Source organism: Microcystis sp. BLCC-F209, assembly GCF_041928595.1.
Classification (GTDB): domain Bacteria; phylum Cyanobacteriota; class Cyanobacteriia; order Cyanobacteriales; family Microcystaceae; genus Microcystis.
In genome coordinates, this window is record NZ_JBHFLL010000022.1 from 26243 (window position 1) to 38063 (window position 11821).

Here is an 11821-nt window from a genome sequence, read left to right on the forward strand (position 1 = left end):
TTACTGATTAATTTTTCACAAAAGTAAATTTACCATTTTTACCATCGGCATCCATTTTAATTTGTGCCACGGAGAATTTATCCTGAATGATTTCCCCTTCGGGAGTAAAAGCAATATCTCCCAGGACAGTGACATACTTACCCGCTAAAATTTCCTGATTTAATTGTTGGCGAATTTGTTCGAGGGAAAGTGTACTGAGTTTATTTTTATCATCTACCCGTTTTAATGCCTCGACAAAAACTTGAATTCCCGTAAAAGCTTGAGCGGTAAATTGGGGCGGTGCTTTTTTATTTTCTGCTGTATAAGCGGTAACAAAATCCCGATTAATAGGATTATCTAATTCCGGGTTATAAGCTTGAGCAATGAGAATACCATCACATTGAGCTTGACAAACTGGGAAAATATTAGAAGTATTTAAACCATTGCCACCAATAATTAACCCCTGATAGCCTAATTGTCGCAGCTGTTTGACCAAATTGCCCCCGTCAGCAACCAAACCAGAAATAACCACTAAATCCGGTTTAATATTAATAGCGGCGGTGGCTTGGTTTTGAAAATCTGTATCGGTGGTTTGGAATTTCTGCACGGTGACAATATCGAGATTTAAACTCTTTAGGGTTTCTTGAAAAGTTTCCGTTTCCGATTTACTAAAAGCATCATTTTGGGCAAAAAAGACAGCCACTTTTTTAATCTTGGGATCGATTTTTAAAGCGGTTTTAACCGCATTGGGAGCGACCACAGCCACAGGAGCAGACACCCTACCCACATATTCACCGATCTGGGGGATACCTTTGGCCGTGTTAGACGGACCGAGAATGGGAACTTTGGCTCGATCGGCGATCGGACTAGCGGCAAAAGCTTGCTGGGAGAGGGACGGACCAAGAATACCCACCACCTTATCTTGAGTGATTAGGGTATTAATGGCGTTGATTGCGCCCTGTTCATCCCCGGCCACATCCTGGATAATAACTTTAATCGGTGTTCCATTGACTCCGCCCTTTTCATTAAAATATGTTTCAGCCATCTTGACACCGATCACCTGTTCCTGTCCTAATAGGGCGAGATTGCTGGTTTGAGCTAAAGCTGCACCGATGGGAATAGCAGCAGTGGCGGCGTTTTCTGCGGGACTGGGGTTAGTTTGACCAGTGGGAGTGCCAGAATTGCAGGCCACCACTAGACCAAAAGTGACTAGGGATAATATTAAGGGGATTAATAAACGTTTTCTGAGCATCTTAACTCTCCTGAGACCGATATTGTTGATGACACTATTATTTCGCTAATCGGGTTGATTTCAGCGATAATTCCCGACGAGATCGAACCAGACTTTACCGCCTTAGCGCCTTTTCTTTCCCTTAATTTTGTCGATTAACCCCCCGTCTAACTCCCGTTTTCAGAAAAACGATTTGCCTTTTCTGGTTCTGTCGCCTAACCTAGTAGTTAGGGAATTTAGATACTGCCCTTCCCGTTCACAAAACCCAGCAAGCGAAAACATCCATTTAAGATTATGACTAACCCCGTTATTCACGCCTTTTTCCTCGGACGAGCGATCGCTGAAGTGGTCAGTGAACAGCTAGAAGACGCGTTGACCAACGCTTTAAGCGAATTAGGCAAATTTGATGCCGAACAACGGGAAAACCTGCGGCAATTCGTCGAAGAAGTGCAAATGAGAGCCGAGCGAGCCGTGGAAAAGGGAGTATATACTGATACAGAGTCCGGTGGTTCCTCCAGTGCCGATGTGCAGGAAAACATCGACGAAATGCGGGCCGAAATCGCCCAATTGCGCTCGGAACTAAAAAACTACCGTAATTAACCCAAAACCCTCTTTTAGTCGCTTTAAAGCCCCAAAAATTGCGTGTCAGCCCTTCTACCCGTCCCCGTTACCCCAGAGTTAAACCCAGCAATGCCGGCCCTCCAAGTCGCCAAAAATAGCTATCGTTGGAATCGAGAAAACTATTCGATCAATCGTCGTCGTCTAGATATTTGGCGATTCGTTCTGACTGTACTTTATCAATTCTGGCTCAACGGTAAAAAATGGAGCTATAACGGCGGCTATAGCCAAGAAAAACTCGCCGGCAGACGCAGAAAACAAGCCGCTTGGATTCGGGAAACCATGCTAGAATTGGGACCGACTTTTATTAAAGTCGGCCAACTGTTCTCCACCCGGGCTGATCTTTTTCCCCTCGAATATGTGGAAGAACTCTCGAAACTACAGGATCAGGTTCCCGCATTTACCTACGAACAGGCCAGCAAAATTATCGAGGTATCCTTCGGTAAACCCCTCAATCAACTCTTTAAAAGCTTCGATCCTATTCCCCTGGCAGCCGCTAGTTTAGGGCAAGTTCACCGGGCCCAACTGAAGACCGGGGAAGATGTGGTGGTCAAAGTCCAACGGCCCGGATTAAAAAAATTATTTAGTATCGATCTGGCTATCCTGAAAAAAATCGCCCAATACTTCCAAAATCACCCCAAATGGGGTAAAGGTCGCGATTGGACGGGTATTTATGAAGAATGCTGTAAAATTCTCTGGGAAGAAACCGATTATCTTAACGAAGGTCGTAACGCTGACACTTTTCGCCGTAATTTTCGCGGGGAAGATTGGGTGAAAGTACCAAAAGTCTATTGGCGCTACACCTCTCCCCAGGTTTTAACCCTAGAATATCTCCCCGGCATCAAAATTAGTCATTATGAGGCCCTAGAAGCGGCCGGACTCGATCGCAAATTGTTGGCTAAACTAGGGGCAAAAGCCTATCTAATTCAACTACTCAACAACGGCTTTTTTCACGCGGATCCTCACCCCGGCAATATCGCCGTTGATAGTGATGGCTCCTTAATTTTCTACGATTTCGGCATGATGGGACAAATTAAAACCAACGTGCGCGAAAAATTAATGCAGACTCTCTTTGGAATTGCCCAAAAAGATGCCGATCGCGTGGTCACTTCTCTAGTGGATCTAGGAGCATTAACTGCCAATGGTGATATGGGAGCAGTGCGGCGATCGATCCAGTATATGCTCGATAACTTCATGGATAAACCCTTTGAGGAGCAATCCGTAGCCTCTATCAGCGATGATCTCTATGAAATCGCCTACGATCAACCTTTTCGCTTTCCCGCTACCTTTACCTTCGTCATGCGGGCATTTTCTACCCTGGAAGGGGTAGGCAAAGGACTCGATCCCGAATTTAACTTTATGGAAGTGGCCCAACCTTTTGCCCTGCAATTAGTAAATGATATGACAGGAAATAATGGCAGTAATATCCTCGATGAGTTAGGACGGCAAGCGGCCCAAGTGAGCAGCACCGCCCTGAGTTTACCCCGACGCATCGATGATACGATCGAAAAATTAGAACGGGGTGATATCCGAGTCCGGGTGCGTTCCAGCGAATCCGATCGACTTTTGCGACGATTGGGTATGATTCAAATGGGAACTAACTACACTTTACTGATCAGTGCTTTACTTATCTCAGCGACGCTTCTATTGGTCAGTGGTTTTGGTTGGTTAACTTTAGTGCCGATGGCGATTTCGCTGCTGCCGGGGATAGCTCTTGTAAGACTTTGGCGAAAAATTGAACGTCAGGATCGCATGATGTAATCGATCACGGGATAATAAATATTGTGTTAAAAGCAGAAATTTCCATGAACAATCTTTCTTTTGGAGGAATAACCGATCCTGGTGTAGTGCGATCGGCTAATCAGGATAGTTATTATATCGACCCCGAGCGGCGCTTTTTTATCGTTGCCGATGGTATGGGGGGTCATGCGGGAGGCCAGGAAGCTAGTCAAATCGCCACTACAACTATCCAAGCTCATCTAGAAGAACACTGGAATTCGTCCCTGACTGCTGGGGAATTGCTCCAGGAGGCAATTACTGCCGCTAACGAGAAGATTATCGAAGACCAACTGAAAAATCCCGAAAGACAGGACATGGGGACAACCCTAGTCATGGCTATCTTCCGAGATGATGGCTCTTGGTACACCCATATTGGTGATTCCCGTCTCTATCGCTTTCGTGAGCAAAAATTAGAACAGGTGACGGAGGATCATACTTGGATAGCTAGGGCGGTAAAAATGGGCGATCTGTCCCAAGAAGAAGCAAAAAACCACCCTTGGCGACACATTTTATTCCAATGTCTCGGTCGTCGCGATTTGCCCCCAGTGACGGTATCTCCCCTCGATGTGCAATCCGGCGATAGTTTAATTCTCTGTAGTGATGGTTTGACGGAAGAACTGTCCGACCGGGAAATTAGCGATTATTTGCAAACCGGTGCCGATTGTCAGGAAATTGTCGAGAATTTAGTGGCAGCGGCCAAAAAAGCCGGCGGTTCCGATAATATCACCGTGGTCATGGTCAGCTGTTGACTATCTAGGGTTTGCGGCAAAAAGTTTCTCGCGGGGAAGTGGGGAAGTGGGGAGATGGGAATTATGAATTATGAATTATGAATTATGAAGTGGGGAAGTGGGGGAATTTCAACTAAAACCCTAAAACCCTAAAACCCTAAAACCCTATCTCCTGCCGAGAAAACGGGTTTCTCCGAGAAACCCGTTTTCTGTGCGTTACTCAACGGATTTAGTATTACTCGATCGCTCCCGCTTGTTGTAATAAAGAAACGATCGCCTGATGGTGATTAAATTTAGCTAACATTAAAGCGGTCATTCCCCCTTGATTTTTCTGATTTAAGTTCACCTTTCCCCCGTCTAACAAGACTTTAACCGTGTCGAGACAACCGTGATAACTCGCCCACATTAAAGCGGAAGCGCCGCTAAAATCGAGTTGATTGACATCGGCACCGATATCGATTAGCCTGCGCACCAATTGACTATTATTGCCCTCACAAGCTTTCATGAGGACGGTTTTGCCATCGGGATAAACGGTGTTGGGATTGGCCCCGTAGTCGAGGAGATAACGGCAGATTTTCGTAAATTGGCGCTGTAGAGCTAAAGTTAACGGTGTTTCTCCCTGCTGAGTTAGGTTAGGATCCGCGCCCTGTTTTAACAATTCTAAAACGAGCGCTTCGTATCCCTGCACGGTGGCGATGATCAGGGGTGTATCACCAAAATGGTTACAGTGATTGACAAAAGCGCCTGCTTGTAGTAAGGCCTGGACGATCTCTAAATGTCCTTCGATGGTCGCTAAATGCAGGGCCGTTTCTCCCGCCTGATTTTGATCGTCAACACTGGCCCCCTGAGCGAGTAAAAGTCGGACAATATGGAAATATCCCTCAGCAGCGGCGATCATCAGGACAGTTTCTCCCTCCTCCGTGCTGATATTCGGATTTGCTCCCGCTTGCAGTAAAGTTTGTACGCTGCCGAGATTTCCCCTCTCTACAGCCAAAATTAGGGGAGTTTCCCCAGATAAAGTGGGAAAATCGAGGGGCAGACCACGGCTAATAAATAATTCGAGGATTTCCTGGCGATTAGCGACGAGAGCCTCTAACCAAGCTTCTTGACGGATTTCTTCATCTATACCACGATCTAGCAGTAAACGGACGATGGCGGCGTAATTTTGTTTGATCGCTACAGATAAAGCCGTATCTCCATCCCGATCGCGCATATTGACCCGAGCGCCGGCGGTTAATAACTGTTCTGCGATCGCTGTATGACCCTTATAAGCAGCAATCATTAGTGCTGGCGTACCATCTTGATTGACCTGATTGACATTAGCAGCAGCGGCGATTAATTGAGCGAGGATTTCACCGTGATTGAGGGCAGCCGCTAACATGAGAGGGCTTAAACCTTGGGGTTGTTTACTTTTGTTGATATCAGCCCCAAATTCTCGCAAAATCGCCACAATTTCCCCATGACCCCCCTGCACGGCATAGATTAAAGCCGTAGTATTTTGGCTATCGGTGGCGTTGACATTTGCCCCCTGACTCAGTAAAGCTTGAACCCGCGCGAGATTACCCTGACGCGCCGCTTGCATTAACAAGATATCCCAATTAGAAGCCATTAACAGTGACCGCTCGGCAGAAAGTATTTTTTCTATTATTGATCGTTATAGGCGGGCAAACGGACAGAAAAGCTACTACCCCGTTCTAATTCTGAGGTGATGGCAATAGTTCCCCCATGAGCATCGATAATGCGACGGGAGAGATAAAGTCCTAACCCATTGGTGGAAGTTTCTACGGAACCAGAGTAGAGGCGATCAAAAATCCAGGGTAGTTCTTCTGCTGCAATGCCGATACCAGTATCCTCCACGACAATGGTGACAAAAGTATCTTCCTCTGTAGCGGGGATGAGATGAATTTTCACACCACCCTTTTGGGTAAATTTAATCGCATTGCCGATGAGATTGGTAAAAACGCGCCGTAGTTCCAAGAGATCGCCAGCTAGGAAAATTTCCCCGCCATTCTCGGCATCTAAGCTTAATTCTAGTTCTTTTTCTTGGGCAAGGGGAGCTAACTCCTGACACACTTCTTCGAGAATATCGATAATCTTTAATTTAGTAAAATTAAGTTTCTTTTCGCCGTTTTCATGAAAATAAACTTCCAAAAGATTATTAACCATTTCCAAGAGATTTTTATTACTGCGAATAATCACATGAATAACTCGACTCATTTCGGCAGTAATCTCACCGTATAAACCTTCTTGAAATAGTTCTAATATATGATTGGCAGAGACTAAGGGAGTTCTCAAATCGTGAGTCATCCTCGCCACAAAATCTTCTTTTTGTTTAGCTAAATGCTCTTTTTCTTGTTTGGCAATCGCCGCTTCTTCTTCCGCTTCATAGATGCGTAGGGCGTTTCGCATCGCTTGATTTAAGCGCGAGGGAGTAAGACGAAATTTACTCAGATAATCGGAAGCACCAGCTTTCATCATATCGACGGCAATTTCTTCGTCTCCGTGACCGGTTAAGATAATTAGGGGGATTTTAACTCCCTGCTGCCGAATTTCCCGCACCAAAGTTAAACCATCTCGATCGGCTAGAAGATAATCGATCAATACACAGTCGAAAAGATTATTGGCTATCTTTTCTCTAGCCTCTTCATAGTCAACGGCTTCTGTTATTTGTGTCTCCATCCCCGATGTTCTTAACAATCGGCGCACAGCACTCCGATCTGCTTCGTCATCATCAACAATGAGAATTTTTAACTGGTTTGACATCGCCAATTTGAATTACATTACATTACTATCGGAGTCTAGTATAATATGTTACCTTGACTCTGCCTCAGTAGTCAAGACATTTTCGAGGTGGATTCTGAGAGCTTTTTTCCTAAAGGGGAAGTGTGACCTAATTTGCTATTGCTGAATCTTGAGAACCGGGTCCCCAAAAGGAAAACTCTATACCTAATACCATTTTTCTTTATTAGACTTCTTGCAGAAGTCAGGCAACAGGCAAAAGGCAACAGGCAACAGAAACAAGAATAGATGCTTTCAGCATCAGGATTGATTACTTTTTGACTTTTGCAAGAGGTTTATTTGCGTCACAACGAATGCAGGCTTGGCAAGCATTCGAGCGTGGGTGTCTGTCATGGATTGAGAAATTTGGTATAACTATACTATAAGATGACTGCTATCATCGGAAACAATACTTAAACAAAACGGCAATGCTTGAGCAGAGCGCTTTCCAGTCGGTGATGATATTCCTTTTCGGAGATAGTATAGGCCCCAAATCTAGCCAGATGGGGATTTTGCATTTGGGCATCAAATAGACAGAAATCCCGTTCTCTGAGGTGTTCAACTAACTTGACCATGGCTACCTTAGAACCATCGGGAATTTTATAAAACATCGATTCCCCGATAAAAACCCCGCGAATTGCTAAACCTAAAATCCCCCCCGCTAATTGATCCCCTTGCCAAGTCTCGAAACTGTAGGCCCAACCGGCCTGGTGTAATTGCTGATAGATTTGCATTAACTCCGGGGAAATCCAAGTCAGCGAGCGATCGGCACAACCGGCACAAACCCCAGCAAAATCGCGGTTAATAGCCACGCTAAAGCGATTTTGATTCAAAACTCGTTTTAGGGACTTGGGATACCTAAAACGCTGATTGAGAGGGATAAGAGCGCGATTTATACTAGAATACCAATCCAATCGCCCCCCCTCATCGGCCATGAGAAAGTAACCGCGTGCGTATCCTTGTATAATAGAGGCGGTATCCACGAATCCCCCCAAGAACTCAGTCTCGTAGCCTGATCATTCTCTAATTATGCCCGATTATCCCCCAGCAATTCCGCCTATTACTCTACCACCGATCGAAAATCCCCAACAGGAACAAACTTGGCTGCGCACGGCTTTGCATCGTTGGTTAGATGCAGAATTTATTCCCGAAGCTATTAATGAAACTATCGCTGAACGCGCTAGTCAAATTTTTCTGCGTCAGCGTTTGGAAGGAGAAAACGATCTCGGTAACTTGGTGATTGCGATCATTACCGAGATGCAAGCTTTTGATTTCCGCGAAAGTTTTTATAGTGAATTTGCCATCGCTAACGCCGTCAGTGATTTGATTTTAGATAGTTTAGGTATTGATCGCTGTTGTGGGCAAAGTTAGACAGTTTTTCTTTGCTATTGGAGTTTAATTTCTATTAGCGGCCCTGCTAATTTTTTTGTACGAATGGGGTAAGCTGCACTGCCTATTAGAAATTTTAGGACAAATGAGCAAAACCTCTCTCCTCGATCATAGACAGTCTTAACCAGTAATTTAGAGAGTCAACAGCTTATTGCTTATTTAAGAAGTTAACAAAATCTTTAATTGACAAGAATTAATTGATAGTTGTTTGAAAAGTTTAATTGATTTCCAACCCAGCGATCTCAGCGATTGTATAGGCTGGTCTGCCCTTAACTTCTTCGTAAATTCGACCGATGTATTCCCCTAATATGCCAATACTGATCAATTGTACCGAACCCAAGAAAAACACGGCGATCAAGATAGTAGCTAAACCGGTAACGGGAGAGTCGGGTTGCTGTAAGCGCCAGTAGAGAACCAGTAAAGCCATCAACAGGGCAATTAAAGCAGAAAATAGGCCTAAATAAGTGGAAAGACGCAGGGGAATCTTAGAAAAAGACACCAAGCTATTAATCGCTAAAGCTAGGGATTTTTTAAAAGTGTACTTGACTTCACCGGCAAACCGGGGATCCCGCTCAAATTTAACAGCAGTTTGTCGGAAACCAATCCAAGCGCGCAAACCGCGAATATAACGATTCCGTTCTGGCATAGAATTTAATAGGTCCACTACCTGACGATCCATCAGACAAAAATCCCCCGTGTCCGCAGGGATATCCACGTCGGCTAATTGTCGCAGCAATCTATAGAAAACGTAGGCAGTTAGGCGTTTAAACCAACTTTCTTTTTTCCGTTTTGTTCTCTGGGCGTAAACCACATGATAACCTGCTTGCCAAGACTCAATCATTTTGGGAATCAATTCCGGTGGATCTTGCAAGTCGGCATCGAGGACAACAATAACTTGACCCCTAGCGAAATTAAGTCCTGCCGTCACTGCTGCCTGATGGCCAAAGTTACGAGCAAAGCTAATATAACAGACCCTAGCATCTCTTTCCTGTAGTTCCCGCATTAATTTTAAGGACCGGTCCCCACTGCCATCATTAATCAGAATCAGTTCCACAGAATCATCTAAACTATCCATGACGTCACTGACACGGCGATAGAGTTCTGGAATGGTTTCTTCCTCGTTATAAATCGGGATAATTAGTGAATATTTCGGCATTTTCGAGAGGTTGAACGGACAAAAGCCGTGTTTTTATGGCGGCCGCTACGCTAAATATTCTGCCAAAGTATCGCTTTTGTCAACTTAATAGATTCCTGCTAGACAGTGCCTTTAAATGGCCAAAGAATGATCGAGCATTGCTTGCTGACGTAAACAATTCCAGTAGGCTGCATAGAGATCCGTCTGTTGACCGCGCAGGGAAGCGATCGCAGGTGCGGCAGGAAAAGGCCAGAGACGATCAAAAACCACTTCTCGATGAGCCAGACGAAACTGTAGCAAGTAAACGGAAGCAGGAGCCTGTAGATTATCCAGTAATTGCGCTGCCAGCCGATGTAAAGACTTCAGACTCTCTCTTTCCAGACTAATCGGTTGACTGTAGGCGTTAGGGATCATACCCTCCCCGATCACCTCACCGTATTCTAAACCCTTAGATGTCACCGTGATGGGCAACCAAAGATCCCCAAAAGAAGAATCTCCCTGACTGGTTTTATAGTGCAGGGTATGGGCAACCCAAGCGCGTCTTTCCTCGATATCCCGACAAGCTTGATAAACTTTTTTACCCGGAAAATTCACCCAATTGGGTAATTGAATTGTTAAGGGACACCAGATTAAATTATTTTGGGCAGTTTTACCCGACTCCATTTTTGACCACAAAGAAGCCGTCCCCGTCACCTCCACCGCTAGGGATTTAGGAACCGCATTTTTTAAGGCAATCACCATCTTTTCGGTAACGGGCGATAGCCGAGACATCTGACCACTGGCTTGAGCTTCGGCATTAACGAGAATGATAACTTTGTCCATTTCTTCTTGTGGGTTGGGTGAACTTGAACGATCAGCGGTGAGGTTGGTTAAGAATGCGAACTGACTGGGGTTCAATGCTTCTGTAGTCGCCATGGCAAAAGCTATTTCTCTGGATTTTAGCGAATTATACAAGAGCGCAACTATTTTTTACGGATTTTTTCAACAACAACCATCTTCAAGGCGGGATTTTTCTGCTCCCCCTCATAGAATACCTTAAGTAATCAGTGATCACTGATTACTGATTACTCAAATCTGAATAACTGGTAACTAATCACTGAAATTACTCGTCTTCGGCGAAAATAAAGCGAGTTAGTTCACTAGGATCGGGTTCGGGGCTAGATTCGGCAAATTTAACCGCTGCCTCGATTTCAGCTTGAATTTTCTCCTCGATTTCTTTTAATTCTTCTCTCGTGGCCAGATCTCGCTCGTAGAGGTAGGCGGCAAAGCGCGTGATCGGATCCCTTTCGCCCCAGAATTGTTTCTCGTCAGCACTGCGTAACTCGTCGGGATCTGCCAAAGAGTGACCCCGGAAACGATAGGTTAAGGCTTCAATCAAAGTCGGCCCCTCACCGGCGCGGGCGCGGGCTACAGCCTCTCTGGCGGCGGCATGAACAGCGACCACATCCATACCGTCCACTTCCACACCGACCATACTAAAAACACTGGCTTTTTTATAGATTTCCGGTTGAGAAGTGGCTCGATCGTGGGCCATACCGATCGCCCACTTATTATTTTCCACCACATAGATAATCGGCAACTTCCAGAGGGCGGCCATATTCAGACACTCAAAAAACTGGCCATTATTACTCGCCCCATCGCCAAAGAAACAGACCGTTACCTGATCGGCACTGGCATCCCCCATAGCCTCGCGACGGTATTTACTTTGAAAAGCTGCCCCGGTAGCGACGGGAATCCCCTCGGCCACAAAAGCGTAACCCCCTAAAAGCTTATGTTCGGCGGAGAACATATGCATGGAGCCGCCCCGTCCTTTACTACAGCCGGTAGCTTTGCCGAATAACTCCGCCATTACCTCCTTAGCGGGAACTCCTGCACTGAGGGCGTGGACGTGATCGCGATAGGTGCTAGAAACGTAATCTTCTCCCTGACGCAAGGCCTTAATAATACCGCTAGATATCGCTTCTTGACCGTTGTAGAGGTGGACAAAACCGAACATTTTGCCCCGATAATACATTTCGGCACATTTATCTTCAAACATCCGCCCCAAAACCATATCTTCGTATAGGCGAAGACCTTCAGCTTTGGTAATAATGATGGAAGCAGGATTAAAGGTTGGTAAAGTACGTTCGGAAATCATAGGGTCTGTAGTATCATTTAGACAACAAAAAAGCAAGGGTAGAGGAA

At 45.4% G+C, this 11821-nt stretch carries 11 protein-coding genes; 4 read left to right on the forward strand and 7 right to left on the reverse strand.

The features are described from left to right. Positions 1-7: 7 nt before the first annotated feature. The gene (locus tag ACE1AQ_RS01205; protein ID WP_110543749.1) at positions 8-1231 is read right to left on the reverse strand and encodes an ABC transporter substrate-binding protein; all 1224 of its coding nucleotides are present in this window, start codon (positions 1229-1231) and stop codon (positions 8-10) included. A 273-nt stretch (positions 1232-1504) separates the two neighbouring features. Here ACE1AQ_RS01205 and ACE1AQ_RS01210 point away from each other — a divergent pair, with 273 nt between their 5' ends. From ACE1AQ_RS01210 to ACE1AQ_RS01220, 3 genes are all read left to right on the forward strand, one after another. Next, a complete protein-coding gene (locus ACE1AQ_RS01210; RefSeq protein WP_106908291.1) occupies positions 1505-1810 on the forward strand; it encodes a DUF6825 family protein in 306 nt (101 codons plus the stop codon). Between the two features lie 90 nt (positions 1811-1900). Beyond that, positions 1901-3589 carry an AarF/ABC1/UbiB kinase family protein gene (locus ACE1AQ_RS01215; protein ID WP_008200502.1) on the forward strand — a complete coding sequence of 563 codons (1689 nt, stop codon included), beginning with the start codon at positions 1901-1903 and terminating at the stop codon, positions 3587-3589. Between the two features lie 44 nt (positions 3590-3633). Then, positions 3634-4356 carry a Stp1/IreP family PP2C-type Ser/Thr phosphatase gene (locus ACE1AQ_RS01220; protein ID WP_008200501.1) on the forward strand — a complete coding sequence of 241 codons (723 nt, stop codon included), beginning with the start codon at positions 3634-3636 and terminating at the stop codon, positions 4354-4356. A gap of 214 nt (positions 4357-4570) precedes the next feature. Here the strand turns inward: ACE1AQ_RS01220 and ACE1AQ_RS01225 are convergent, their stop codons facing one another. The 3 genes from ACE1AQ_RS01225 to aat form a co-directional block, all read right to left on the reverse strand. After that, on the reverse strand, positions 4571-5944 hold the full coding sequence (locus ACE1AQ_RS01225; RefSeq protein ID WP_110543747.1) for an ankyrin repeat domain-containing protein: 1374 nt from the start codon (positions 5942-5944) through the stop codon (positions 4571-4573). Positions 5945-5979: 35 nt separating this feature from the next. Continuing rightward, the gene (locus ACE1AQ_RS01230; protein ID WP_110543745.1) at positions 5980-7098 is read right to left on the reverse strand and encodes a hybrid sensor histidine kinase/response regulator; all 1119 of its coding nucleotides are present in this window, start codon (positions 7096-7098) and stop codon (positions 5980-5982) included. Positions 7099-7526: 428 nt separating this feature from the next. After that, positions 7527-8108, reverse strand: a complete 582-nt coding sequence (gene aat, locus ACE1AQ_RS01235; RefSeq protein WP_039899873.1) for a leucyl/phenylalanyl-tRNA--protein transferase — start codon at positions 8106-8108, stop codon at positions 7527-7529. 34 nt (positions 8109-8142) lie between these two features. Here aat and ACE1AQ_RS01240 point away from each other — a divergent pair, with 34 nt between their 5' ends. Further along, positions 8143-8484, forward strand: a complete 342-nt coding sequence (locus ACE1AQ_RS01240; RefSeq protein ID WP_008200482.1) for a hypothetical protein — start codon at positions 8143-8145, stop codon at positions 8482-8484. A gap of 235 nt (positions 8485-8719) precedes the next feature. Here the strand turns inward: ACE1AQ_RS01240 and ACE1AQ_RS01245 are convergent, their stop codons facing one another. The 3 genes from ACE1AQ_RS01245 to pdhA form a co-directional block, all read right to left on the reverse strand. Then, positions 8720-9658, reverse strand: a complete 939-nt coding sequence (locus tag ACE1AQ_RS01245; protein ID WP_008200480.1) for a glycosyltransferase family 2 protein — start codon at positions 9656-9658, stop codon at positions 8720-8722. Between the two features lie 111 nt (positions 9659-9769). Beyond that, the gene (locus ACE1AQ_RS01250) at positions 9770-10552 is read right to left on the reverse strand and encodes a hypothetical protein (RefSeq protein ID WP_008200478.1); all 783 of its coding nucleotides are present in this window, start codon (positions 10550-10552) and stop codon (positions 9770-9772) included. A 187-nt stretch (positions 10553-10739) separates the two neighbouring features. Then, on the reverse strand, positions 10740-11774 hold the full coding sequence (pdhA, locus tag ACE1AQ_RS01255) for a pyruvate dehydrogenase (acetyl-transferring) E1 component subunit alpha (protein ID WP_008200476.1): 1035 nt from the start codon (positions 11772-11774) through the stop codon (positions 10740-10742). Between the last annotated feature and the right edge of the window lie 47 nt (positions 11775-11821).

Coding starts and splice junctions, on each gene's coding strand:
- ACE1AQ_RS01210 (WP_106908291.1), top strand. CDS start 1,505: ATGACTAACCCCGTTATTCACGCCTTTTTCCTCGGACGAGCGATCGCT.
- ACE1AQ_RS01225 (WP_110543747.1), bottom strand. CDS start 5,944: ATGGCTTCTAATTGGGATATCTTGTTAATGCAAGCGGCGCGTCAGGGT.
- ACE1AQ_RS01250 (WP_008200478.1), bottom strand. CDS start 10,552: ATGGCGACTACAGAAGCATTGAACCCCAGTCAGTTCGCATTCTTAACC.
- ACE1AQ_RS01240 (WP_008200482.1), top strand. CDS start 8,143: ATGCCCGATTATCCCCCAGCAATTCCGCCTATTACTCTACCACCGATC.
- ACE1AQ_RS01205 (WP_110543749.1), bottom strand. CDS start 1,231: ATGCTCAGAAAACGTTTATTAATCCCCTTAATATTATCCCTAGTCACT.
- ACE1AQ_RS01215 (WP_008200502.1), top strand. CDS start 1,901: ATGCCGGCCCTCCAAGTCGCCAAAAATAGCTATCGTTGGAATCGAGAA.
- pdhA (WP_008200476.1), bottom strand. CDS start 11,774: ATGATTTCCGAACGTACTTTACCAACCTTTAATCCTGCTTCCATCATT.
- ACE1AQ_RS01245 (WP_008200480.1), bottom strand. CDS start 9,658: ATGCCGAAATATTCACTAATTATCCCGATTTATAACGAGGAAGAAACC.
- ACE1AQ_RS01230 (WP_110543745.1), bottom strand. CDS start 7,098: ATGTCAAACCAGTTAAAAATTCTCATTGTTGATGATGACGAAGCAGAT.
- ACE1AQ_RS01220 (WP_008200501.1), top strand. CDS start 3,634: ATGAACAATCTTTCTTTTGGAGGAATAACCGATCCTGGTGTAGTGCGA.